The organism is Bosea sp. OAE506 (assembly GCF_040546595.1).
Lineage (GTDB): Bacteria > Pseudomonadota > Alphaproteobacteria > Rhizobiales > Beijerinckiaceae > Allobosea.
In genome coordinates, this window is sequence record NZ_JBEPOB010000001.1 from 3,581,089 (window position 1) to 3,604,764 (window position 23,676).

Annotated in this window: 26 protein-coding genes and 2 pseudogenes; 15 read left to right on the forward strand and 13 right to left on the reverse strand. The window is 64.2% G+C overall.

Translation table 11 applies throughout. From position 1 onward, the window contains the following. Nucleotides 1-61: 61 nt before the first annotated feature. The 3 genes and pseudogenes from ABIE41_RS17360 to ABIE41_RS17370 form a co-directional block, all read right to left on the reverse strand. The gene (locus tag ABIE41_RS17360; protein WP_192641551.1) at nt 62-355 is read right to left on the reverse strand and encodes a type II toxin-antitoxin system RelE/ParE family toxin; all 294 of its coding nucleotides are present in this window, start codon (nt 353-355) and stop codon (nt 62-64) included. Beyond that, on the reverse strand, nt 356-610 hold the full coding sequence (locus ABIE41_RS17365; RefSeq protein WP_354192633.1) for a type II toxin-antitoxin system ParD family antitoxin: 255 nt from the start codon (nt 608-610) through the stop codon (nt 356-358). Nucleotides 611-708: 98 nt separating this feature from the next. After that, a pseudogene (locus ABIE41_RS17370) lies at nt 709-1,750 on the reverse strand (ABC transporter substrate-binding protein). A 336-nt stretch (nt 1,751-2,086) separates the two neighbouring features. Between ABIE41_RS17370 and ABIE41_RS17375 the strand changes: the two are divergent. Together ABIE41_RS17375 and ABIE41_RS17380 are read left to right on the forward strand one after the other, a co-directional pair. After that, nucleotides 2,087-2,824, forward strand: a complete 738-nt coding sequence (locus ABIE41_RS17375; protein ID WP_192641553.1) for a GntR family transcriptional regulator — start codon at nt 2,087-2,089, stop codon at nt 2,822-2,824. A gap of 113 nt (nt 2,825-2,937) precedes the next feature. Then, nucleotides 2,938-4,209: an amidohydrolase family protein gene (locus tag ABIE41_RS17380; RefSeq protein ID WP_192642843.1), complete on the forward strand. Its 1,272-nt coding sequence runs from the start codon at nt 2,938-2,940 to the stop codon at nt 4,207-4,209. 12 nt (nt 4,210-4,221) lie between these two features. Here the strand turns inward: ABIE41_RS17380 and ABIE41_RS17385 are convergent, their stop codons facing one another. From ABIE41_RS17385 to ABIE41_RS17400, 4 genes and pseudogenes are all read right to left on the reverse strand, one after another. Further along, a complete protein-coding gene (locus ABIE41_RS17385; RefSeq protein ID WP_192641554.1) occupies nt 4,222-4,638 on the reverse strand; it encodes a hypothetical protein in 417 nt (138 codons plus the stop codon). Beyond that, complete coding sequence (locus ABIE41_RS17390; protein WP_192641555.1) at nt 4,638-4,838, reverse strand: hypothetical protein; 201 nt, start codon at nt 4,836-4,838, stop codon at nt 4,638-4,640. The genes ABIE41_RS17385 and ABIE41_RS17390 overlap by 1 nt, the downstream gene beginning before the upstream one ends. Nucleotides 4,839-4,899: 61 nt before the next feature. Then, nucleotides 4,900-6,649: pseudogene (locus ABIE41_RS17395) on the reverse strand (ABC transporter ATP-binding protein). Between the two features lie 159 nt (nt 6,650-6,808). Continuing rightward, entirely contained in the window at nt 6,809-7,468 is a 660-nt protein-coding gene (locus tag ABIE41_RS17400) for an aspartate/glutamate racemase family protein (protein WP_192641557.1), read from the reverse strand. Nucleotides 7,469-7,654: 186 nt separating this feature from the next. Between ABIE41_RS17400 and ABIE41_RS17405 the strand changes: the two genes are divergently transcribed. From ABIE41_RS17405 to lexA, 8 genes are all read left to right on the forward strand, one after another. Beyond that, a complete protein-coding gene (locus tag ABIE41_RS17405; protein ID WP_192641558.1) occupies nt 7,655-7,939 on the forward strand; it encodes a YARHG domain-containing protein in 285 nt (94 codons plus the stop codon). 135 nt (nt 7,940-8,074) lie between these two features. Continuing rightward, the gene (locus tag ABIE41_RS17410; RefSeq protein ID WP_192641559.1) at nt 8,075-9,586 is read left to right on the forward strand and encodes a helicase HerA domain-containing protein; all 1,512 of its coding nucleotides are present in this window, start codon (nt 8,075-8,077) and stop codon (nt 9,584-9,586) included. Nucleotides 9,587-9,642: 56 nt separating this feature from the next. Beyond that, nucleotides 9,643-10,272, forward strand: coding sequence for an anthranilate synthase component II (locus ABIE41_RS17415; RefSeq protein WP_354192637.1), 630 nt, complete (start codon nt 9,643-9,645; stop codon nt 10,270-10,272). A 54-nt stretch (nt 10,273-10,326) separates the two neighbouring features. After that, on the forward strand, nt 10,327-11,340 hold the full coding sequence (gene trpD / locus ABIE41_RS17420) for an anthranilate phosphoribosyltransferase (RefSeq protein ID WP_192641560.1): 1,014 nt from the start codon (nt 10,327-10,329) through the stop codon (nt 11,338-11,340). Nucleotides 11,341-11,347: 7 nt separating this feature from the next. Continuing rightward, the gene (trpC, locus tag ABIE41_RS17425; RefSeq protein ID WP_192641561.1) at nt 11,348-12,160 is read left to right on the forward strand and encodes an indole-3-glycerol phosphate synthase TrpC; all 813 of its coding nucleotides are present in this window, start codon (nt 11,348-11,350) and stop codon (nt 12,158-12,160) included. Then, on the forward strand, nt 12,157-12,654 hold the full coding sequence (gene moaC, locus ABIE41_RS17430; RefSeq protein WP_192641562.1) for a cyclic pyranopterin monophosphate synthase MoaC: 498 nt from the start codon (nt 12,157-12,159) through the stop codon (nt 12,652-12,654). Before trpC ends, moaC begins: the two co-directional genes overlap by 4 nt. Then, the gene (locus ABIE41_RS17435; RefSeq protein WP_192641563.1) at nt 12,654-13,865 is read left to right on the forward strand and encodes a molybdopterin molybdotransferase MoeA; all 1,212 of its coding nucleotides are present in this window, start codon (nt 12,654-12,656) and stop codon (nt 13,863-13,865) included. The genes moaC and ABIE41_RS17435 overlap by 1 nt, the downstream gene beginning before the upstream one ends. A 110-nt stretch (nt 13,866-13,975) precedes the next feature. Then, nucleotides 13,976-14,716, forward strand: a complete 741-nt coding sequence (gene lexA, locus ABIE41_RS17440; RefSeq protein WP_192641564.1) for a transcriptional repressor LexA — start codon at nt 13,976-13,978, stop codon at nt 14,714-14,716. A gap of 12 nt (nt 14,717-14,728) precedes the next feature. Here lexA and ABIE41_RS17445 read toward each other — a convergent pair whose 3' ends face one another. Next, nucleotides 14,729-16,060, reverse strand: a complete 1,332-nt coding sequence (locus ABIE41_RS17445; protein ID WP_192641565.1) for a ComEC/Rec2 family competence protein — start codon at nt 16,058-16,060, stop codon at nt 14,729-14,731. A 91-nt stretch (nt 16,061-16,151) separates the two neighbouring features. Between ABIE41_RS17445 and ABIE41_RS17450 the strand changes: the two genes are divergently transcribed. Further along, nucleotides 16,152-17,762: a recombinase family protein gene (locus ABIE41_RS17450; protein WP_192641566.1), complete on the forward strand. Its 1,611-nt coding sequence runs from the start codon at nt 16,152-16,154 to the stop codon at nt 17,760-17,762. Nucleotides 17,763-17,918: 156 nt separating this feature from the next. Here the strand turns inward: ABIE41_RS17450 and ABIE41_RS17455 are convergent, their stop codons facing one another. Genes ABIE41_RS17455 through ABIE41_RS17465 form a run of 3 tightly spaced genes read right to left on the reverse strand, consistent with a single transcriptional unit; the run spans nt 17,919 to nt 18,896 of the window. Next, nucleotides 17,919-18,332: a hypothetical protein gene (locus ABIE41_RS17455; RefSeq protein WP_192641567.1), complete on the reverse strand. Its 414-nt coding sequence runs from the start codon at nt 18,330-18,332 to the stop codon at nt 17,919-17,921. 4 nt (nt 18,333-18,336) lie between these two features. Continuing rightward, nucleotides 18,337-18,663 (reverse strand): hypothetical protein, encoded by a 327-nt coding sequence (locus ABIE41_RS17460; RefSeq protein ID WP_192641568.1) that lies wholly within the window; start codon nt 18,661-18,663, stop codon nt 18,337-18,339. Next, nucleotides 18,660-18,896 (reverse strand): hypothetical protein, encoded by a 237-nt coding sequence (locus ABIE41_RS17465; protein ID WP_192641569.1) that lies wholly within the window; start codon nt 18,894-18,896, stop codon nt 18,660-18,662. The genes ABIE41_RS17460 and ABIE41_RS17465 overlap by 4 nt, the downstream gene beginning before the upstream one ends. A gap of 144 nt (nt 18,897-19,040) precedes the next feature. On the opposite strand from ABIE41_RS17465, the gene ABIE41_RS17470 reads away from it, so the two are divergent. Next, nucleotides 19,041-19,388: a hypothetical protein gene (locus ABIE41_RS17470; RefSeq protein ID WP_192641570.1), complete on the forward strand. Its 348-nt coding sequence runs from the start codon at nt 19,041-19,043 to the stop codon at nt 19,386-19,388. A 62-nt stretch (nt 19,389-19,450) separates the two neighbouring features. After that, on the forward strand, nt 19,451-19,969 hold the full coding sequence (locus tag ABIE41_RS17475) for a rolling circle replication-associated protein (protein WP_192641571.1): 519 nt from the start codon (nt 19,451-19,453) through the stop codon (nt 19,967-19,969). 297 nt (nt 19,970-20,266) lie between these two features. Here the strand turns inward: ABIE41_RS17475 and ABIE41_RS17480 are convergent, their stop codons facing one another. Both ABIE41_RS17480 and ABIE41_RS17485 read right to left on the reverse strand, forming a co-directional pair. After that, nucleotides 20,267-20,413 (reverse strand): hypothetical protein, encoded by a 147-nt coding sequence (locus tag ABIE41_RS17480; protein WP_192641572.1) that lies wholly within the window; start codon nt 20,411-20,413, stop codon nt 20,267-20,269. A 4-nt stretch (nt 20,414-20,417) separates the two neighbouring features. Then, nucleotides 20,418-21,053 (reverse strand): recombinase family protein, encoded by a 636-nt coding sequence (locus ABIE41_RS17485; protein WP_192641573.1) that lies wholly within the window; start codon nt 21,051-21,053, stop codon nt 20,418-20,420. Nucleotides 21,054-21,579: 526 nt separating this feature from the next. On the opposite strand from ABIE41_RS17485, the gene ABIE41_RS17490 reads away from it, so the two are divergent. Further along, nucleotides 21,580-22,683, forward strand: a complete 1,104-nt coding sequence (locus ABIE41_RS17490) for an AAA family ATPase (RefSeq protein ID WP_192641574.1) — start codon at nt 21,580-21,582, stop codon at nt 22,681-22,683. Next, complete coding sequence (locus ABIE41_RS17495; RefSeq protein ID WP_192641575.1) at nt 22,683-23,672, forward strand: DUF4435 domain-containing protein; 990 nt, start codon at nt 22,683-22,685, stop codon at nt 23,670-23,672. Before ABIE41_RS17490 ends, ABIE41_RS17495 begins: the two co-directional genes overlap by 1 nt. Nucleotides 23,673-23,676 lie beyond the last annotated feature (4 nt).

Genomic DNA, 23,676 nt, shown 5'->3' on the forward strand with positions numbered 1-23,676 from the left:
GGTGGAAAGGCGAGTCGAAGTTGACTCAAAGGGAAGCCAGGCAGCCGGCTGTACCCCGTGCCTAAAGTCGCACCCAGTCCAGGTGTCGCGCGCCATGCAGGATGCGCTCGATGACGAGAGCGTCGTCGCGGATCGCATGGAAAATCAGATAGCGGCCGTGGACCGTGATCCGGACGCCCGCGCCATATTCTTCGCGCAGCGGATAGGCTTCCGGCTGATCGGCGATCCTAGTGCAATGGGCCCGCAATTCCGCGACGAAGGACAGGGCGCGCCGGGGACTGTCCGAGGCGATGAACAGCGCGATCTCTTCGAGATCCTTCTCCGCGGGCAGCGCGAAGCGGCAGGTCCGGGCCACCTACTCGACCATCGCCTTCAACCGGGCTTCGAGCCGATCGAACACCGCATCGGCAGAGTTGGTCGCTGCGCTCTCCCGGCTTTCGGCAATGGACCGACGAATATCCTCGACCGAAAGCTGGCGCGCCTGCTCCTGGTCATGGCGGATGAGGTCGCGCACGTAATCGCTCGCGCTGGCATAGTGACCGTCGTCGATGCGGCGCTGGACCCAGTCCCGCATCGGGTCAGGCAGAGAAATATTCATCGATGCCATCATCCGTCCTCCACGGACGACAATGGCATCAAATGGCAACAACTGCCATCCTCAAAGAGGACACCGGATCGGCAGGGCAACCCGGTGTCCTGTCCGTGCGATCAATTCGCCGTGTAGACCAGCTCGCGCTCGGCCTTGGGCGGCAGGAAGGCGCGGGAGAAGATCTCCTCGGGCTTGGGCGTGCGGGGCAGCTGATAGCCCTCGGCGATGATGCCGATGGCGCTGGCCATGCGGGCGTCCTTGGTGTCGCCGACGCCGATCTCCTTCATCTCCGGCGAGACGATCAGCTCGCTGAAGGAGTATTGCAGGCGCTTCTTCTCGATCGCCTCGTTGACGAGGGCGTCATAGGCCATCACCGCCTTCATGCCGACGGCCTGGTCCTTAGCTATCTCGAGCATCGCCTTGTTGGTGGCGCGCACGAGGCCGGCGACGGCCTTGGGATTCTCCTTGATCAGCTTCTGCGAGACCATCAGCCCGTTGGAATAGAGATCGAGCCCGAAATCACCGAAGGTGAGCCAGTTGAAGTCCTTCTCCGGGTCCTGACGGTTGAGCAGCAGGTTGAAATAGCTGGTGATGTTGAACACCAGCGCGCCGTCGATGTCGCCCTTGATCAGCAGCGGCTCCTGCAGGTTGGGCGCCATGCTGGTGAGCTTGATCTTGCCCATGTCGAGCCCGTTCTTGCGGGCGAAGACCTCGAGCAGGCGGGTCGTCGGCGTGCCGGGGGCCCCGCCCAGCGTCCTGCCTTCGAGATCCTTCGGTTTGGTGATGCCGGTCGCCTTCTTGCTGGAGATCGCGAAGGGCGGGGCGGTTCCAGATCATGTAGACCATGACCGGGTTCTCGCCCGGCTTGGTCGCGGCGTTCTGGATGATGGCGTTGACGTCGCCGAAGCCGGCGTCATAGGCGCCGCCCATGATGCGGGTGACAGTCGCGCCCGAGCCCTCGCCCTGGTCGATGACGACGTTGAGCCCCTCGGCCTTGTAGTAGCCCTTGTCGCGAGCGACGAAGAAGGCGGCGTCCGAGCCCTGCGTCTTCCAGCCCAGGGTGAACTTGATCGTGGTCTCCTGCGCCTGGACGGCGCCGGTGAAGGCCAACCCGGCCATGGCCAGGCCGGCAGCGGCACCGAGGCAGAGTCTTTTCAGCATCTTGTTCCCCTTTTCCTGAGACGATGATTCAAGCATTCCGGCACCGGTCCTGCATTGGCTCCCCCGCCGATCCCGACGGCGACCTGCGACGGCTCGGTCGCCCGCACCGGCAGAGCGTCGGGCGGCTGCGGACGCCACAGCCGGCAGAGCCGACTCCTGCGACTGCATGCCTCTCCTGTGAAAAGTGCATGCAATAGCGATGCCATGCCCACCTCGTCCCGCGCCGCCCTCGCCCTTGCCTCCTTCGCCATGGCGCCAACCCGCGATTGCAGGCGCAGATTGCGGCCACACCGGCCTCGGGGCTAAGACTAAGGCTCCCGCATTCGGATTTCGGTGATGACGCGCGAGGACAACCGCAGCCGCCCTGCGACCGACCGGGTCGGAACGATCTGCCGCGCGCTGCGCCGCGCCATCATCGAGCAGGCGCTGGAGCCCGGGGCCAAGCTGCCAGAGGACGCGCTCGGCGAGCGCTTCGGCGTCAGCCGCACGATCGCGCGCCATGCGCTGGGCCAGCTCGCCGCCGAGGGGCTGGTCGAGCTGCGCCGCAACCGCATCGCCGTGGTGGCGACGCCGAGCTGGCAGGAGGCGCGCGACGCCTTCGACATCCGCATCGAACTCGAGCGGCTGGTCGTGCGGCAACTGGCGGGGCGGCTGACCAAGGCGCAGATCGCCGAGCTCCATGCCCATGTCGATGCCGAGGACGAGGCGCGCAACGGCCCCGACGCGATCTCGATCCGGCTCGCGACCGAGTTCCACATCCTGCTCGCCAGCATGACGGAGAGCCCGATCCTGATCCGCTATGTCAGCGAGATCGCCTATCGCTGCTGCCTGACGCTGTCGCTGTTCAGCCGCCCGCATTCCTCCGAATGCGCCATTAACGAGCACCGTCTGCTGATCGACGCGCTCGCCAAGGGCGATGCGGACGCCGTGATGTCGCTGATGCACCACCATCTCGATTCGGTGGCGAGCCGCGCCCTGGTCGCCCAGACGCGGCCGCGCGGGCGCGACATCATGGATATCCTGGCGCCCTATGCCGAGCCGCCGCGGGCAGCGCGCATCAAGGCCGCCGGCTGACGCCCTTCCACCCCGCCCTTCGACGAGTGCGCGGCCTTCACAGGCGGCAGCCGGCATGTAAAGTGCATACAGTTTAGCCGCCGACTTTCCTTCTGCCGAACAGCTCCGTGCCGATGCCCGACGACAGCGCCATCGACCTCATCTTCCGGCAGGCGACCCTTCCCGGTGAGGCAAGGCCCGTCGATATCGGTGTCCGGCGGGGGCGCTTTGCCGCCATCGCGCCGGTCATCGTGGCGGATGCCCCCGAGGTGGTGCTGGGCGGGCGCGCCGTGCTGCCGGGCTTCGTCGACAGCCATGTCCATCTCGACAAGGCCTGCCTGCTCGGGCGCTGCGGCCATCTGCAGGGTGGGCTCAAGGCGGCGATCGCCGCCGTCTCGGCGATGAAGCGCGATTTCACCACGCCTGATGTTTATGAGCGCGGCGCCCAGGTTCTGGAGCGCGCGATCGCCAAGGGCACGACGCGCATGCGCAGCCATGTCGAGGTCGATCCGCGCGTGGGCCTGCGCAGCTTCGAGGCGCTGAAGGCACTGAAGCGCGATTATGCCTGGGCGATCGACCTGTCGCTGTGCGTCTTTCCGCAGGAGGGGCTGACCAACGATCCGGGCACCGAGGAGCTGCTGATCCGGGCCCTGCAGGACGGGGCGGACGCGCTCGGCGGCTGTCCCTATACCGATACCGACCCGCACGCGCAGATCGCCCGGCTGTTTGCGCTGGCGACGCGCTTCGACGTCGATCTCGACTTCCATCTGGATTTCGATCTCGATGGGAGCTGGATGCATCTCGACGAGGTCTGCCGCCAGACGACGGCCTATGGCTATGGCGGGCGCGTCGCGATCGGCCATGTCACCAAGCTGTCCTCGCTGCCGCCCGAGGCCTTCGCGCGAGCCGCCGAGCGGCTGGCGGACGCGGGTGTCGCAGTGACGGTGCTCCCCGCAACCGACGTCTATCTGCTCGGCCGGGAGGCGACCCATGACGTGCCGCGCGGCCTGACGCCGGCGCACCGGCTGCTGGCGCAAGGGGTCACCTGCTCGGTGGCGACGAACAATGTCCTGAACCCTTTCACGCCCTTCGGCGATGCCTCGCTGCTGCGGATGGCGAATTTCTACGCCAATGTCGCGCAGGTTGGCCCGGAAGGGTTCGATGCCTGCATCGACCTCGTGACGGCGCTGCCGGCGCGGCTGATGAACCTGAGGGATTACGGCATCGCCATCGGCAACCCGGCCGATCTCGTCGTGCTCGACGCTCCGACGCAAGCCGAGGCGCTGGCGGGGCTGGCCGAGCCGATCATGGGCTTCAAGAACGGCCGGCAGAGTTTTTCGCGGCCGGCGGCGCAGCTGCACGCGCCGAGCCAGCCGCGTGCCGCGTTGCGCGCCGTCGCGGGCTGAGGCGACGCTCGGCTAGCGGGCGACCACGCCCCGTCCGCGACCACGGCAGGAACAGGGCTGGCCGAGCAGAGCCGTGCGCCCCAGCCGGCAGGTCGTGCGCGGCGTCTCGCAGAACCGACCGACGGCCTGGGCGCGCGGGCGGCTCCCGAGACCATAGCCACTCGCGCCCGAAGACGGGGGCCTTCCATAATCGATCGGCGGCCCGGCGCCCGGGATCCCGCCACCCGGCGCACGCAGGCGCAGATCCGGCACCGAATCCGACAGCGAGGGCGGCCCCAGCCCCTGACGCGGACCACCCGGCACGAGCGGCCCGGTACCGGGCGTTCCGACGCCCTGCGCCAGACCGAGTGTGGGGCCGATCAGCATCGTCATCAGCCCGATCACGGGCAGGCCAAGTCGTGTCCGGTGCGACGGGAGCCAAAACGTCATCAGAGGGTTCCGCTGTCACGAGCAGGTGGCGCAGGGTCGGGATTGGCCTGCGCCGCGTTCTCCTCTTCCCAGGCGGTCGTCAGCTCGACGAGCGTCGTCAGCTCCGTCTCGGCTCCAGGCGTGCCTTCCGGCAACTGCCCCAGCTCCTGGATGCGGCGGATGGCGGCCTCGTATTCGGCACGGCTGCTGATCGTCATCATGATCCCCTTTCCTGTGGAACGGGTCGGGGACGGCCCTGTTCCGCGGATCGAGTCCGATCGCTCACTCGGCCGCCGTTCCCATCGCCTGCCGCAGCGGCGCGACCTGTGCCTCGTGCAGCGCCCGGTAGGGACCGTCGGCCCGCAGCAGCTCGTCATGGCGGCCCTGCTCGGCGATGCCGGCCTGCGTCACCACGACGATGCGGTCGGCATGGCGGATCGTGGCGAGGCGATGGGCGATGACCAGCGTCGTGCGTCCCTCGGAGAGTTCGGTCAGGGATTGCTGGATCGCGGCTTCCGTCTCTGTGTCGAGCGCCGAGGTTGCCTCGTCGAGGATCAGGATCGGCGGATTTTTCAGGAAGATGCGGGCGATGGCGAGGCGCTGCTTCTGGCCGCCTGAGAGCTTGACGCCGCGCTCGCCGATCACCGTGTCGAGCCCGGCCGGCAGGTCCGCGATCATCGTCTCGAGCCGCGCGCGGCGGGCGGCCTCCGTGATCTCTTCTTCGCTCGCATCGAGGCGGCCATAGGCGATGTTCTCGCGGATGGTGCCGGCGAAGAGGAAGACATCCTGCTGGACCGACGATCCCGATCTGGCGGCGCAGCGAGGCGAGCGTCAGGGCGCGAATGTCGTGCCCATCGACGGTGATGCGCCCGGCATCGACCTCGTAGAAGCGCGGCAGCAGCGAGAGCAGCGTGGTCTTGCCGGCGCCGGAGGGGCCGACGAAGGCGACCGTCTCGCCGGCCGCGACCGACAGCGCGATTCCCGAGAGGACCGGGCGCTCGCTGGCGTAGCCGAAGCCGACGCCCTCGAAGCGGATGTCACCCTTCAGCGGCGGAGCATCGATCGCATCAGCGGCATCGGCGATATCGGGCTCGGTCGCGAGCAGTTCCTGATAGCGCTGGAAGCCGGCGATACCCTTCGGATAGGTCTCGATCACGCCCGCGATCTTGTCGAGCGGACGATAGAACACGCCGACAAGCAGCAAAAATCCGACGAAACCGCCGACGCTGAGGCTGCCCTGCACGACGTAATAGGTGCCGGCCAGCATCACCGCGAGCTGGACCATGCGCATGCCCAGATAGTTCACGGCCTGGCTGGCGGCCATGATGCGGTAGGCTTCGAGCTTGGTGGTGCGATAGCGCTGGTTGTCGCCGGCGAAGAGCGCGCGCTCATGGGCCTCGTTGGCGAAGGCCTGGACGACGCGCATGCCGCCGATGTTCTCCTCCAGCCGCGCATTGAAAGCGCCGACACGGCCGAACTGCAGACGCCAGTTCTGCGCCATGAGCGCGCCGTAGCGCGCCACGATGAAGCCGGCGAGCGGGACGATCAGCGCGGTAATGAGCGCGAGTTGCGGATGCACATAGAGCATCAGCAGGAAGGCGCCGATGAAGGTCATGATCGCGATGAAGAGGTCTTCAGGCCCGTGATGGGCGACCTCGCCGATCTCCTCGAGATCCTTGGTCACGCGGGCGACGAGATGGCCGGTCTTCTGCTCGTCATAGAAGCGGAAGGACAGCTTCTGGAGATGGTCGAAGGCGCGCCGCCGCATCTCCGTCTCGATGTTGATGCCAAGCCTGTGGCCCCAATAGGTCACGATCGCCATCAGCCCGGAATTGACGGCGTAGACGACCAGCAGCGCCAGGCCCGCCAGCATGATCAGCGGCCAGTCGCCGCGCGGCAGCAGCAGATCGACGAAGGCCTTCACCGCCATGGGAAAGCCGAGTTCGAGCAGCCCCGACAGCACGGCGCAGCCGAAATCGACCAGGAACAGCGCCCGGTGCGGCCGGTAATAGGCGAAGAACTCTTTCAGCATGGCGACTTTCTAGAGCAGGCATGGACGGCCCGGAACCACCGCGTCATCCCGGACAAGCCGCGTCAGCGGCGCAGATCCGGGATCCATCATAGGGCTCCGGAGCTTGACGATGGATCCCGGGGCAAGCCCGGGATGACGTGGTGGGCGGCAGAGCGGGCTTTACCTCACCGCCAGCGCGCCGATCGCCATCGTCACGGCGGCCTGGGTCGGGTCGATCACGGGGATGCCGAGCTCCTCTTCGAGCGGGCGGCGGTGGCGGGCCATCCCGGCGCAGCCCATGACGATGGCGCCGGCGCCGTCGATCTCCTTCAGCTCGCGACCGATCGCGATCATGCGCTCAAGCGTGCGGTCGCCCGAGGCGGTCTCGGCGACCGACATCTCCAGCGGGCGCTCGCCGGCGAGGCGGTCCATCAGCCCCATCTGGCGGAGATAGCGGATATGGCGCGGGATCGAGCGCGACTTGATCGCGATCACGCCGAAGCGGTCGGCGCGGGCGAGCGCGGTCAGGACGCCGCTCTCGGCGATGCCGAAGACCGGGCTCGTCGTGCCCTCGCGGGCGACATGCAGGCCCGGGTCGGAATAGCAGGCGATGACGAAGGCATCGACGCCGTTGGCGGCCTCGACCTTGCGGCGCAGCGGGATCGTCACGCTCTCGGCATGCTCCTGCGTCTCGACGCCGAAGGGGCCTTCGGTCAGCGTCTCGCAGAGGATCTCGGGACCCTCGGCATAGCTCAGCGGCAGCACCGCCTGCCGCAATCCTTCCGTCACGGCCTCGTTCGAGTTGGGGTTGATCACGAGGATGCGGGCGCGGCGGGTCATGCGGGTGTATCCGTGAGCGAGGGTAAGCGGTGCGGGCCGCGATGATCGGCCGCTCCTGCGGCGGCGTCCAGCCATGGCGGGAGATGGCTCCCGTGCCGCCGACGCGATGCAAGCCGCAGGCCGGCGCTTGCCCAGGGCCCTGCCCTCACGCAGATTGCCGCCCCCTGCCGACCAAGGAGTCTCGCGATGCGGCCCGTCCTCGCCACCCTTCTCGCCGGTTCCGGCCTGCTGCTGGCGATCATCGCAGGGCCGGCTCCCGCCCGCGCCGAGAGCTGCGACGACCTCTGGTTCGCCCGCAACGAAATCTACAAGGCGCAGGGCTTCTGCTTCCGCACGCGCCGCGGCATCGAGGCTTTCGGCAATGCCGGCTGCCAGTATGACAATGCCGATGAGGTGCCGCTCTCGGCCGCGCAGCGCCGCACCATCGCCGACATCCAGCGCGAGGAACGGGCGCGGCGCTGCCCGCGCTGAAACGCCGCCCCGCTTTGCTGTGGACGCCGGGCCCGGGCGGGACGCGGCGGCGATTCCCCGTGCTAGAAGCGCCGGTCGCGAGCCTGCCGACCCGACCGGGCGGGCGACCTGCGGCAACCGGAGCATTTTGACGGCGTGACCACGGCGATCGACATGGGGCTGACACAGGGCGGCCAACCCGCCTTGCTGGACCTTGCCGAGCTGCTGGCGACGCGGCTCCTCGTTCAGGGCAATTCCGGCTCCGGCAAATCGCATCTGCTGCGGCGCCTGCTCGAACAGAGCGCGCCTTTGGTGCAGCAGGCGGTGATCGACCCGGAGGGCGACTTCGTCTCGCTCGCCGAGCAGTTCGGCCATGTCGTCGTCGATGCCGAATGTGGCGAGGCCGAGTTGCAGCGCGTCGCGCTGCGGGTGCGCCAGCACCGCGTCTCTGTCGTGCTCAATCTGGAAAATCTGGAAGCCGACGAGCAGCTGCGCGCCACGGCCGCCTTCCTCGGCGGGCTCTTCGATGTCGACCGCTCGCTCTGGTTCCCGATGCTGATCGTGGTCGACGAGGCGCAGCTCTTTGCCCCCGTCATGGCGGGCGAGGCCTCCGACGAGGCGCGACGGCTGTCGCTCGGCGCCATGACCAATCTGATGTGCCGCGGCCGCAAGCGCGGGCTCGCCGGCGTCATCGCGACGCAGCGGCTGGCCAAGCTCGCCAAGAACGTCGCGGCGGAAGCCTCCAACTTCCTGATGGGGCGCACCTTCCTCGACATCGACATGGCGCGTGCGGCCGATCTGCTCGGCATGGACCGCCGCCAGGCCGAGATGTTCCGCGATCTCGAGCGCGGCCAGTTCGTCGCGCTCGGCCCTGCCCTGTCGAAGCGGCCGCTGCCGCTGCGGATCGGCTCCGTGACCTCGGTCGATCGCGGCGGCGCGCCGGGGCTGATGCCGCTGCCCGAGCAGGCGCCCGAGGAGGCCGGCAAGCTGATCTTCACCGCCGGTGCCGACGAGCCTGCGCCGGTGAGCCGCCTGCCGCGCCCGGCCCCGCGACCGCGCCCGGCCGTCCACGACACGCTCCGTCAGATCGAGAACCACCGGCCGATGCCCACCGCCGAGCCCGAACCGGAGGTCGAGATGGACCCGGCCGAGCGCGAGGCGATCATGGCCGAGATCCTGCGCGAGCTGATGGCCGATCCCGAGGCGCGCTCGCGCCAGGTCGCCGTCCTCTACCAGGATTTCACCGTCCGCTGCCGGATGCGGCGGCTCGGCCGCACCCAGCTCAGCCTCGACGAGTTCCGCCGGCGGCTCGCCGTCGCCAAGGCGGGAGCCGGCGAGGAGATCACCGGCTCGACGACCTGGCAGGCTGCGGTGGAGGCCTCCCTCTCCCTGCCGGACGATCTGCACGGGCTCTTCCTGTTCATCGCGCGCGCCGCGATGGAGGGCGCGCCCTGCCCCAGCGATGCCGAGCTGGCGCAGGTCTATGGCACCCATTCGCCCGGCCGCGCGCGCCGGCTGATCGCCTATATCGAGGAGCGCGGGCTTATCGTCTGCCATGTCGATTTCCGCGGGCAGCGCACGCTCGCCCTGCCGACACTCGGCATCGAGACGGCGCCCGGCCAGGGCTCGGCCCGCACCGCCGGAATGCCGCGGGGCGCGCGCGTCTGAGGCGCGCAACCTTGACCAGCCCGCCCCGGTGCGTGCATGACCGGAGCCCAAAATCCATGGCTGGGCCGATGCGCATCCTGCTGATCGACAATTACGACAGCTTCACCTGGAACCTGGTCCACCTGATCGGCGGGCTGGGAACCGAGGTCGAGGTGCGCCGCAACGATGCGCTCACCGTCGATGAGGCGCTCAGTGGCGATCATGATGCGATCGTGCTCTCGCCCGGCCCCTGCACGCCCAACGAGGCCGGCATCTGCCTCGATCTCGTCCGCGAGGGGGCGCAGCGCAAGCCGATCTTCGGCGTCTGCCTCGGGCTGCAGGCGATCGGGCAGGTCTTCGGTGGCGATGTGGTGCGCGCGCCGCTGCCGATGCATGGCAAGATCTCGGCCGTGCAGCACCGGGCGCGGGGCCTGTTCCGCGGCATCAACGGGCCCCTGCAGGCAACGCGCTATCATTCGCTGGTCGTCGCCCGCGAGACCTGCCCGGCCGATCTGACGATCGAAGCCGAGACGGAGGATGGGCTGATCATGGCGCTGTCGCATCGCAGCCTGCCGGTCCATGGCGTGCAGTTCCACCCCGAAAGCATCGCCTCTGAGCACGGCGCCACGATCCTGCGCAATTTCCTCGACCTCGCGGAGCGATGGCAGCGCGAGCATGCGACGCCCGCTTTGGCCGAGGCCGACTGAGCGCCGGCCCGTACCAGCCGCCTTCCCGATCGCCCGTTTTTCCGCAGAGTTCCCATGGACGATTTCAAGCCCTTCATCGCCAAGGTCGCGACCGGCGCCTCGCTATCGCGGGACGAGGCGCGCGACGCCTTCGACACCATCCTCTCCGGCGGCGTCACCAATGCGCAGGCGGCCGCCTTCCTGATGGCGTTGCGCGTGCGCGGCGAGACCACCGAGGAGATCACCGGCGCGGTGGGCGCGATGCGCGGCAAGATGCTGACGGTCGACGCGCCCGCCGATGCCATCGACATCGTCGGCACGGGCGGGGATTCCTCGGGCTCCTACAATGTCTCGACGCTGGCCTCGATCATCACGGCGGCCTGCGGCGTGCCGGTCGCCAAGCATGGCAACCGCGCCGCCTCCTCGAAGACGGGCACGGCCGACGTGCTGATGGCGCTCGGCGTCAAGGTCGGCCTCGAGCCGGCGGCGACGGCGCGCTGCATCGCGCAGGCCGGCGTCGGCTTCATGTTCGCGCCGACGCATCACGCCTCGATGCGCCATGTCGCGCCGGTGCGCGTCGAACTCGGCACGCGCACGATCTTCAACCTGCTCGGCCCACTCTCCAACCCGGCCGGCGTCAAGAAGCAGCTCATCGGCGCCTTCTCGGAGACCTGGCTCGAGCCGATGGTGAAGGTGCTGGCGAGCCTCGGCTCGACGCGGGTCTGGGCTGTCCACGGCTCCGACGGGCTCGACGAGATCACCACGACGGGGCCGACCCGCGTGGTCTCTTTGGACAACGGCAAAATCGAGAGCTTCCAGATCTCGCCCGAGGATGTCGGGCTGGCCCGCGCGAGGCCGGAGGATCTGCGCGGCGGCGAGCCGGCGCAGAACGCCGAGGCGCTGCGAGCGGTGCTCGACGGGCAGAAGACCGCCTTCCGCGACATCGCCGCCTTCAACGCCGCGGCCGCGCTGCTGGTCGCCGGCCGGGCGGGCGATCTGCGCGACGGCTTCGCGCAGGCGAATGCAGCGCTCGACAGCGGCAAGGCGAAGGCGACGCTCGCCGCCCTCGTCTCCAGTTCGAACGCGTGAGGGCCCGATGAGCGACATTCTCGCGAAGATCGAAGCCTATAAGCGCCAGGAGATTGCGGCCGCCAAACTGGCGATCCCGCAGGACCAGATCGAGCGGCTGGCGCGCGATGCCGGCCCGACGCACGGCTTCGCCGAGGCGCTGGCCTCCCAGCACGCCGCCGGCCACCCGGCGCTGATCGCCGAGATCAAGAAGGCCTCGCCCTCCAAGGGGCTGATCCGCGCCGACTTCGACCCGCCCGTGCTGGCGCGCGCCTATGCCGCTGGCGGGGCCGCCTGCCTCTCCGTTCTGACCGACGGCCCCTCCTTCCAGGGCCGTCCGGAATTCCTGCTGCAGGCGCGCGCGGCGTCGGGGCTGCCCGTGCTGCGCAAGGATTTCCTCTACGATCCCTATCAGGTCTACGAGGCGCGGGCCTGGGGCGCAGACTGCATCCTGATCATCATGGCCGGCGTCGACGACGCCACGGCGCGCGCGCTGGAGACCACCGCCTTCGACCTCGGCATGGATGTGCTGGTCGAGGTCCATGATGACGTCGAGCTCGACCGGGCGCTCGCGCTGAAGAGCCGCCTGCTCGGCATCAACAACCGCGACCTGCGCGATTTCACCGTCGATCTCGCTGTGACCGAACGTCTCGCGCCGCGCGTGCCGGCCGACCGGATCGTCATCAGCGAGAGCGGCATCTTCAGCCACGCCGATATCGGCCGGCTGAACGGCGCCGGCGTCCGGACCTTCCTCGTCGGCGAAAGCCTGATGCGGCAGGCCGATGTGACGGGTGCGACCCGCGAGCTGCTAACCGGCCGGGCCCAGGAGAGCGCCGCGTGAGCGGGCTCAGCCATCTCGACGCCCAGGGCCAGGCGCATATGGTCGATGTCGGCGACAAGGCCGAGACCTCGCGCACGGCCATCGCGGAAGGCTGCGTTGTGATGCAGCCGCAGACGCTGGCGATCGTGCGCGCCGGCGACGCCAAGAAGGGCGACGTGCTCGGCACGGCGCGGCTCGCCGGCATCATGGCCGCCAAGCGCAGCCATGAGCTGATCCCGCTCTGCCACCCGCTGCTGATCACCAAGATCGCGGTCGATCTCGCGATCGACGACGCGCTGCCCGGCATCCGGGTGCGCGCCGAGGTCAAGGTCAAGGGCCAGACCGGCGTCGAGATGGAGGCGCTCACCGCCGTCAGCGTCGCCTGCCTGACCGTTTACGACATGGTCAAGGCGGCCGACCGCGGCATGCGGATCGAGGGTATCCGGCTGATCCACAAATCCGGCGGCAAGTCGGGCGTGTTCGAGGCTGACGTCACCGCCAGGGGACAGGGCTGATGGCCCTGACGCCGGTCCCCGTCGCGCTGCGCGCGCTGCTTGACAGCGTGCCTGGTCCAACGCCCATCGAGACGCTGCCGCTGGCGCAGTGCGCCTGGCGGGTGCTCGGGTCCGACATCGCGGCGCTGCGGACGCAGCCACCCTTCGCCAATTCGGCCATGGACGGCTATGCGGTGCGGGCGGACGATCTCACGCCCGGGACCGAACTGCGCGTTCTCGGCGAATCCGCGGCCGGGCGCTCCTTCGGCGGCAGCGTGGCCGCCGGCGAGGCGGTGCGCATCTTCACCGGCGCGCCGATCCCCGAGGGCGCCGACACCATCCTGATCCAGGAGAACGCCGACGGTGTCGGCTCGGCCGCGATCACCGTCCGCGAGGGCGCGCCGAAGGGCAAGTTCATCCGCAAGGCCGGGCTCGACTTCAGCCTGAACGACAGCCTGCTCGCCACCGGGACCCGCCTCGACAGCGCCGCACTCGGGCTCTCCGCCGCTGCGGGCCACCCGGCGCTGCCGGTGCGCCGCAAGCCGCTGGTCGCGATCCTCGCCACCGGCGACGAGTTGGTGCTGCCGGGCGAGACCGTGGGGCCGGACCAGATCGTCGCCTCCAACTCCTTTGCGCTCGCCGCTTTGGTCGAGCAGGCTGGCGGAACCGCGCTCGATCTCGGCATCGCACGCGACGACCATGCCGACCTCGCCGAACGAATCGGCCGGGCGCGGCAAGCCGGTGCCGATGTGCTGGTGACTTTGGGCGGCGCCTCGGTCGGAGCGCATGACCTCGTCCAGGAGGCGCTGAAGCGCGCCGGGATGGATCTCGGCTTCTGGAAGATCGCGATGCGGCCGGGCAAGCCGATGATGACAGGCCGGCTCGGCCCGATGGTCGCGATCGGCCTGCCGGGCAACCCGGTGTCCTCGATCGTCTGCGGACATCTCTTTGTCGTCCCGGTGGTCGAGGCCCTGCTCGGCATGCCCTCGCCCGAGCGCGACCGCAGCGAGCCCGGGCTGCTGGGGCGCGACATGCCCGCCAATGACGAGCGCGAGGATTATCTGCGCTCCAGCCTGGTGCTGACCGACTCGGGCTGGGAGGCCACGCCCTTCGAGCGGCAGGATTCCTCGATGCTCGGGTTGCTCGCCCAGGCGCAGGCGCTGGCGATCCGCACGGTCTTCGCGCCGGCCGCCGCTAAGGGCGATCCCTGCCGCTTCATCCGCCTGCGCTGAGGGGCGACACGGGCACGTCGGCTTGCGGAACACAACGCGAACGGGTATGGTGTTCGTGATTTGTTTCGAATCTGCGGTGATCGGCAGATTTCAGAGCGCCGGCGGGGATCATGCTGACACGCAAACAGTTCGAACTGCTTCGTTTCATACAGGAGCGACTGCGCGAAAGCGGCGTTCCCCCCTCCTTCGACGAGATGAAGGATGCGCTCGACCTCAAGTCGAAATCCGGCATTCACCGCCTGATCATGGCGCTCGAGGAGCGCGGCTTCATCCGCCGTCTTCCGAACCGGGCGCGGGCGCTCGAAGTGATCAAGCTGCCCGACGGTGCCGGCGGCGGGCTGCAGCCCGGTGCGCGCCGCTTCAACCCCTCGATCGTCCAGGGCGGGCTCGGCAAGGAGACGCCGCCGGCCAAGGACGGGCTGCCCGGCCGGGTACGGCCGGTCGAGACGGCATCGGAGGATGCCCGCAACACGATCGCGATCCCTGTCATGGGCCGCATCGCCGCGGGCACGCCGATCTCGGCGATCCAGAGCCGCAGCCACAGCGTCGCGCTGCCCGCCGACATGCTGGGCTCGGGCGAGCATTTCGCGCTGGAGGTCCGTGGAGACTCGATGGTCGAGGCCGGCATTCTCGACGGCGACACAGTGGTGATCCGCCGCCAGGACACCGCCAACACCGGCGATATCATCGTCGCGCTGATCGACGACGAGGAGGCGACGCTGAAGCGGCTGCGCAAGCGCGGCTCCTCGATCGCGCTGGAAGCGGCCAATCCCGCCTATGAGACGCGCGTGCTCGGCCCCGACCGGGTCAAGATCCAGGGCCGGCTGGTCAATCTGATGCGGCGCTACTGACCGGCAGCCGCCTTAAGGGAGGCGCTCGGCATCGGGCGCGTCCTCGCCCGGCGGCGGCGGAGCTGTGCTCGCGGGTGTTGGCGCGGGCTGGGGACGACGGCGGCTCCAGGGCCGTTCGCCGGTATCCTGTGCCGCGAGGTTTTGCCAGCCAGACCTGGTCTTGACGAGTGCGGTCGCCCCGTCGCGTAGCAGCGCCATCCTGTCGATCAGCCGCGCGCGGCAGGTCGCGGTCCAGGGGATCGGTGTCACCACCACATCGGCGCGGCGACAATCCTCGATGATGGCGAGCCGGTCCTGCGCATAGGCGATACTGTGCCCCTCCTTCGTCGTCATGACGCAGCCGCGGGCATCGCAGGCCGCGCCCTTGCGCAATGAGGGATCGTCGGGCTGGCGGCCGTCGCCATCCGCCGTCAGCCATTGCTGCATGACGAAGCGGCTCGGCTTGCCTGCAATGACCAGCAGGCCGTCCCTGCCGCGCACCGCGATGCCCGAGCCGTCGCGCTCGATCAGGATCGCCGGCTTGTCGGGTTTGGCCGCAACGGCGACGCCTGTGACCAGCGGCAGGATGGCCAACAGGCGCAGCTTCGTCGTCCACAGCGTCGCCCAGAGCAGCGCGGCGGCAAAGCAGCCGAGCGCGGCCGGGCCGAAGGCCGCCAGCACGAGGGTCGAGTGGTCGATGGTCGCGACCCAGTGCGCCAGCTTCAGCACCACCTCCGAGGCCATGCCCATCAGCCACCAGGCCGGCGCGTCCAGCCCGAAGGGATAGGCGAGCACGCCAAAAACGGCGGCCGGCATGACGAAGAGCGAGACGAAGGGCAGCGCCAGCGCGTTGCCCAGCAGGCCGAAGGGGTTGAAGGTCTGGAAATGATAGGCGCCGAAGGGCGCCGTCGCCGCCGTGGCCAGCAGGGTCGTCACGATGATGCCGCTGGCGGCGATCCAGAGCGGGCGCAGCGGCCAGGGCAGTGCGGGTGGCGGCTGCAACCGGCCGCGCTCCTCCCAGCGCTCGGCAAAGGCGATCAGCGCCGCGACCGCGCCAAAGGACATCTGGAAGCTCGGCCCCAGCAGCGCCTCGGGCTCGCGCAGCAGAACGATCATCGCGGCGAGCGCGAGATTGCGCATGCTCAGCGCCGGGCGATCGACGAGGATCGCGCCCAGCATCACCAGCGTCATGATCAGCGAGCGCACCGTCGCAACCTCGGCACCCGAGAACACACAATAGGCGACCGAGCCCGCCATGGCCGCGAGCGCGGCGATCTTCTTGACAGGCAGACGCAGCGCCAGCGTCTGCGAGAGGGCGAGCAGCGCCCGCACCAGCCAGAAGATGGTCCCGGCGGCCAACACCATGTGCAAGCCCGAGATCGAGACGATGTTAGATAGATATTGCCGGCAGCGATTCCGATACGGTAGGCAAAGGCCATAAACCGGAGCCAATCCATTGACCAATAAAGCATACTCATACACTCGAATTTCAAGTAAGCATCAACGGCAGGGCGTGGGCATTGCACGCCAAATCGCAAACACGCAAGCATACTGCGCAAAAATGGGATTCGATCTCGACACTGAATTTCGCGACGACGGCCTGAGTGCTTATTCTGGCAAGAACCGCAAGGGTGGTGAACTGCGCCGTCTGCTCGAATTGATCCAAGCCGGCCGGATCAAGAAGGGCGAGCATTTGATCATCGAAGCCGTTGACCGTTTGTCCCGCGAGAATACCTTCACGGCCTTCACGCAGTTCTCGAACATCATCGCGGCTGGCGTGTCCATTCACACCACTAGCAACAGCGAGATTTACAGCGCCGCCGAGCTTCAGGCCAATCCGGGCAAAATTTACATGCTCGTCGGCATGATGCAGATGGCCAACGACGAGAGCGCCAAAAAGTCCTTCCGTGGTGAGGCGAACTGGAACTTCAAGCGGCAGGCGGCTGGCAGCCGGAAGATGACTTGCCGTGTTCCCGCGTGGATCGACGCCACCCGCGTCGATAAGGAGATCGTCTTCAAGATCAATCCGGAGCGCGCGGCAGTCGTTAAAGACATCTTCGACATGTTCGTCGGCAAGGGCGGAATGGGGCGCGGCTCGATCGCTGCTCATCTGAACGCTAAGGGCGTGAAGCCCTTCGGTAAGGCCAAGATGTGGCATGGCGGCACCGTGCAGAAGGTCACGGACAATCCGGCCGTGATCGGCCACCTGACGCCCATGACGACCCTTGTCGATGAGGGCGATCCTCGCCGCCGTAAGCCTGCCGGCGAGGTCATCAAGAATTACTATGATCCGATCATCACCGAAGCTGTTTGGGTTCGCGCTCGCCAACAAGCTAGTGAGAGTTCCGTGACGCCGAAAAACAAGGGCGGCAGGCGCGGGACGGTTTTCAACAACCTCTTCAGCGGCCTTCCCTGCTGCGAAAATTGCGGCCAGCCCATGCGCTACAAGGATCGCGGCGTGCGCTCTTTCGTTGCGTTCCGTTGCTCGACGGATATCGAGACTAAGGGGAAGTGCAACCCGACGCGCTTCCGCTACCGGGAGCTTGAGGACATCGCGATCACGCTCTTTCAGGGCATCAGGCTGACGCAGGAGAATGCTCCGGACGATCTCGAAGAGCGGATTGCGAACCTGAAGCTTCAGGAGGAGGCTGTTCGGAAAGGGATCGACGATATTGAAGCGGAACTCGACGGTGACACGACGGGAACCAAAATCCGGCTGATCGGAATGCGCACTGCAAAGCTCGCCGAGTTGCAGTCAGAGCGTCAGAAACTTGAAAGCGAGCAGGTCGCCCCCTTGGGGGACAGCCTCGCTGATGCGATGCGGGCCTTCGTCGATTTTCGGGCGACGACGGCAACTCTCGCCAACGAGGATCGTTTCCGGGCTCGCGCTGCCCTCAACCACGCGTTCAAAGCCCTGATCGAGACGATGAGCTTCACGAACGACAATATCTGCAATGTGACGCTCAGGGATGGACAGAGGTTCGTCTTCGCTCCGCCAAATGTTGCGGTGGAGGGCGAACCGAAAGCCGGCCACGCGCGGCTGATCGCCTACAAGTTGGCGGCCTAACGCGCCGAAATCCGAGCGTCGGCTTTAATGGTCGACGCTCGTTTAGGAGGCCCCCAGCGGCGTCTTATGACGAGCGCAGGTCCATCCGATACAAGAGCCTGCAAGGCCGCCCACGGCCCTCCTATCTGCCGAGCTTCGCCTCACATCGGCGATCTGCTAATCCCTCTTCACAACCTGCTCGCGCTTGGCCGCTACGAGGTCATCAACACGGTCGCGACGCTTCTCGTCACGCTGCGCAACCTTGGTGGCTTGCGCTGGCGTCAGCGGCTTCCGGGGGCCGACCGGCTCCGTGGGCTTTCGTGGCTTTCCAGCCTCTCCGAGCATCGTTTCTTTCAGCCGAGCCAACCGCTGCTCCAGCGCCGTCAGCCGGACAACAACATCCTCGCGACGCATGCGGGCAGCGCTTTCGTCCAAGCGGCCAGACCTGATGTCCACGAGGAGTTTGGCCACGGCGGTGATTTCTCGGCGTAACAGATCGCGCGCTTCCTTCTGACGAATGAGTAGGCGGCGTTCGTCGTCCTGTTTGATCTTCAGATCGGCGACCAGCCACGCATATATCGCGCTCGTCACGACATCACCGCCCGGCCTGCATCAGCCCCAGATCGTCCAAGAGCCTGCGGATATCGCAAGCAGCGGCGCGCAACATCGTCAGCTTGTCGCCTTCCTGCATCGCGTTGATCGTGCGCCGGATGGGGTGAGCGTCGCGATCGTATCGGCAGTGCTGGACATCGAGAGCTATCCGGTCGGCTGTGTCGAGCAAGCGTTGGATTTCACCGATCATCTGCGCGCGGGTGTGGAGATGCGCGCCGCGGATGTGCTTGCGCTGCTCCTCTTCGCGCCCCCAGCGCCAGCCGGCAACGGCTCGCCGAACATCAGGCGGCAATCTGGACAACGCGCTCATCGATCGGCCCGCGAAGTCTCATACATCGCACTGAAATCGCCGGTCATGTAAGCCTCGGCAAGGCGAAGACGGTCCTGAAGCTCTGCGAAAATCGGCTTCAGCGGTCGCGGCGCTGTCCGCTCGAACCAGTCGAGTCGGGCCTTCAGCCGCAGCGCGTGCTTTGGGCGAACACCCCGATGATAGCGATCTTTTCTGGCGAGGCCGGTCAGCCACTGATCGCCGACCCCCAGCATTGCGGTGAATTCCTTTTGCGTCCGAACGAAACCTCCAGATTTTAAAGTGTCGTATGTGCGTTTAAAATAATGCGGAGTCACTGCTGTGATGGTATCCTGTCAGTATAATAAATAGTATGTCAAAGTTTATTTATGAAGGCTCGAATGAATTACCTTGATCCAATTATTCTACACATTCTCTCTTCCGAAATCGATAACCTGATTGCTCTGCGCAGCTTCAACAGCCACGGACAGGGGTTCTTTCCGTCGCGGGCGCACTCCAAGCGGCGCTATCTGACTGATGATGTCGAAGACCTTCTGGTTCTCGTTCGCGGCGAAGAGGACTGGGAGGCGTGGGTGCGCGTTGCCATCTGGGTGCCCAGCGATGGCGGCTCGCCCGAAATCTTTCGCCCTGCCACCTACTTCGCGATCGAAGATTTTTCATCGAGCGATCCCGGCGAGCCGGGTTCCGGCCCGGCCTCGCGTGCGATCTCTTGGGCCAATTCGCTTTGACCGCCCTCCCGAGAATTCTGGCGCTGGCCGAAACAAATTGGCTCAACGACCCGCGTCTCAACATGAGCGTGACCGTGACCCTCAAACAGTGCGTTCATTTCGATCGCGGAAAGGAATGGCTGACAGCGGACAAAGCAGAAAATGCGGCCCGCAAGATGATGAACCGTATCCGTAAATCGATCGCGCGCAGAGGGGCCTTTCCGTTCGCCTGCTACCTACATTACGGCGATGACAAGCGGTATCATCTACACATCATTATGATGTGTCCCGAACAAATGCCGCTCGATGAATTTAAACAGCGGCTCGAAACGGCGGCGAAAAATAACAAGTGGACCTATGATCAATTTTACTACGCTGAACTCGCGACCGAGGACGCCCGTCGCGCCATGTTCCACTACTGCCAACTTGGTAGCCGCAAGAGTGGCGGAGATCGCGCGCAAATGCTCCACGAAGCGCCCGCGCCGGCTGGGAAACTAAAAAAGATCGACCCCGCCGAAGCGGGGCCGATTGGAGAAGCAAAGAAGCGGTCAACGCCGACCCGAGAGATAAGAGTATTGGTCGCGGCAGCAACCGCGCCTTAAAATATAGATACACCGCAAGTAGGCGAACAGCGCTAGAGTCGTAAAATCGGCCGTATGGTCATTCACCGAAGTGTATTGTTTAAGCTCTTCCATCAGGAGATGCGATTTAAAGATTGCTTCACCTTGGTGTCGAATCATGTCAAAATTCAAAACTCAATACTCGAAGAACCTGTGAGTTGACGAGAGCGGGAGCGCCAGAGAGCGCGAAGTCAACGAACGAGGTCTGCGAAGCAGGCCTCCCCTCACTCTCCTTAAAATTCTTACTCCAGAAACGAAGGCGTCACGGACGCCACCCGATCACAAAAACCCGAGGGCGAAGCACGCAGCATCGCTCTCACTCATATCGGCGACACAGCGATCGCCATCCAGCCGGCGAAACGAGATGCCGCGCTGATCGAGCCAGTCGATCGCGCCAGCAGATGCCGAAAAACGAATCGAGATCACCTGCTTACTCCGCTGCCTTCGCCGCCATGTCCTTCCTGATGCGTGCCAGAGTCGATCGTGACGCGCCAGTCGTCCTCTGGACCATGGTCCAGCTATGACCGGCCGCCAGCAGCGCCGCGATGTCGGCATTGCGCTTTGTGTCAGCGGGGCGACCTTTCGGCACATAACCGCGCTGGACGGCTAATGCCAAACCTTGAGCCACGCGGCGGCGACGATCCTCATAGTCCTTTCGGGAAACAGCCGCGAGAGTGTCAAGCAGCATGGCATTGACCGCTTCGAACAGCCGCGCGGTGAATTCGTCCGGCTTGGCCTCGAACATCAGCCACGAGGTCGGCAGGTCGAGCGCGACGATGCGGACGCCCTTCTCGCGGATAAGCTCCTTCAGCTTTTCCCAATCTGATGCCCGAAGGCGAGTTAGGCGGTCGATCTGCTCCAGCAGAATGATCGAATTGCCGCTCGCCCCGGCGTCTTCCAGCAAGCGCATAAGCTCGGGGCGATCCAACTTTGCACCGCTCTCGTTCTCCACATAGAAGGCCGCGATCTGCTGCCCGCGCTCCTCAGCGAAACGCAAAAGATCACTTCGCGCCCGCTGCGCATCCTGAGATTGGGTCGAGGCCCTCAAATATGCGCGGACGAACATCGCGGTCGCTCATTTAGTTCGATTTGACTAGTTCCATAATTAGCGGTTCGATTTGACTTGTCAATCCAATTTATCGAACCAGTAAAACGCCACTTCGCGAACCGCATAGTTATCTGAACCACCCTCCTTGCCTGTCGCTCCTGTTCAAAATAGCTTCGGCAGCGCTGATTGCGGTCGCGAAAGCTTGTTAGCAGTCATTCAGAACAAGATATTAATATTCACCGAGAGCGCCAAATGCAGCTACATAAATTTGTGATAGAAGGCTTGTTTGGCGACCGCCGAGTAAGTTTGCCTCTCGATCAGGGCTCTCTTGTTCTTGTCGGCCCGAATGGGTTAGGTAAAAAGCTCCGTTGCAAACATATTTTATTATACAATGTCGCGGCAGTGGAAGAGACTGTCTGAATATAAATTCTCTCGAATTTACATATCTGTCGGAGACGAAGAATTTTCATTTACGAGAGAAGAAGTATCTGGATTTGACGCACTCAATCAATTGATGGAAAGCACAACGGGCCGGACCGGATCGATGGTGCGCAGACTTATCTCTAGCAACCTATTTGATAGTTTCGTCAAAGCATCAGCAATTCCATCTTCCGAACGGCGAAAATATGCTGCCGCCATGGATATGCCGATTGAGGAAGTTGCGCCATTTCAGCGCTTTTTGCTCCGCAAAATCACCTCCGAAGATGATCTCGTTGCGGCCCCAAGCGCAAAGCTCGAAAAGCGGCTCGCGGAGATTTTGCCCGCACGCGTGCTCTATCTACCTACCTATCGACGCATCGAACGCGATATGCGCGAGGTATTCCCCGGCCTTGAAGAGCGATTTAAACGATATAGCGGTTCCGATGCCCTAATCGAGGTCGGGCGCTCTGGAAATTTTTATGTCGAACTCGTGAATTTTGGGATGGAAGATGTCAAGCGTGATATCAAGAAAGTCACGCAAGAATTGAGAGATTACTCTCTTGCTCAATATAACGATCTTTCCGGAAGTTATTTAAGAGATGTAATTCGCGGAAAAGCAGACAAATATAACGCGAAAGAAATAGCCAATCTCGATGATGACGATATTAATGCGATTTTAGATCGCGTCAGTGAAGCGACCTTGCCTGTCGAGGACAAGACACTACTGCGAGCACGGATAAAGTCCATTCAGGCGCAAACTAAAACTCAAACTAAAACCGAGGATAGATACCTAGCTCATTATTTTTCCCGACTGGTAGCTGTTACTGGAGAGATCGTCACGCGTGAGAGCCGGGTTGCTAGATTTATAGCTGTATGTAACGCCTACCTGAACCCAGCAAAAACTTTCAACTATAATGAAGTTACATCAGCCATTACGATTCTCGATGATCGTGGGATTGAATTGGATTTGAGCGTTCTGTCCTCTGGTGAAAAACAAATTATATCGCTGTTTTCACATTTGTATCTCGAAGAATCTGGAAAGCGAGTTGTCATTATCGATGAGCCAGAATTGTCTCTATCTGTCCCATGGCAGAAGCGATTCTTGCTCGACATTATAAAAAGCTCGTCGTGCGAATTTCTATTGGCCGTTACTCATAGCCCATTCGTTTATGAAAACGACTTAAAATCTACCACTGTTGACCTCCGTAAGCTCACGGAGCGCTTTTAATGATGCCCGAGATAGATTTGGAAGATGATTTCAAGGAGCTTCTAAGTGCCGCCGCTAAATCAGAAACCTCGTTAGTTCATGATTTCAGGATACAATTCTTCTCAGAAAGCGATTCAATTTTTGCCTTCTTCGAAGGTGAGGATGATCGGCTTTATTTCATGCCGCCAATCAGAGATCGCCTTAAGTCGACCGTTCACTGTTTTGATTGTGGTGGCAAGCGCAAGGTGGAGTCGATCCGCAAGGATGTGCTTGAAATCTCAGACGGCTCGGCGCGTTGCCTGTTTTTTGTAGACAGGGATCACGACGATTACCTCGGAAGGCAATTAGAAATTGACGAGCATACATATATCTCTGACTTCTACTCGATCGAATCCGACTTCATCTCCGCCGAAGCCGCCGAGATCGTCATCTCTGACATCGCCGGTATCTCGAAAACGCGCCCAGAGTTTGCTTCGATCAAAGAGGCCTTTGATCGAAGCAGCGAGCGGTTTGTAAGAGCCATGAAGCCCGTTATGCTCTGGTCTATCTGCGCGCGAAGTCAAGGCGGAAAGGTCAATTTTAACAATGTCGATGTGTCAAAGATGTTTAGCCGAGACAAGGCAGGCATCATAATCAAGGATGATCACTTTCTCGATTATTTTATGAAACAATCGGGTTGCGATAAGCTGATAGTTCAACGAGGAACATACCGATCATTTAGAAAAAATGTCCTATCTGATGATTGTAAATTTTGGATTCGTGGAAAATTTTACTTGTGTTTTTTTGCATCCGAGTTGCACATCCAATTAAAGGTCGCCTCCAAAGCTATCGTGGATCAATCCAAGAAGATAAAAATTCCGCAATCACTCGCAGTCAACATGATTTTTGAGGCGCTGAGCGGCCGCATTCCTAAACCAAAGTCGCTAATTCACTTCTTGGATGCGAGGGGCGCTGCACTTGCAGGCTCTGGTCACGCTATGGACCCATCCGCCGCCATCAATGGGATTTAAACCG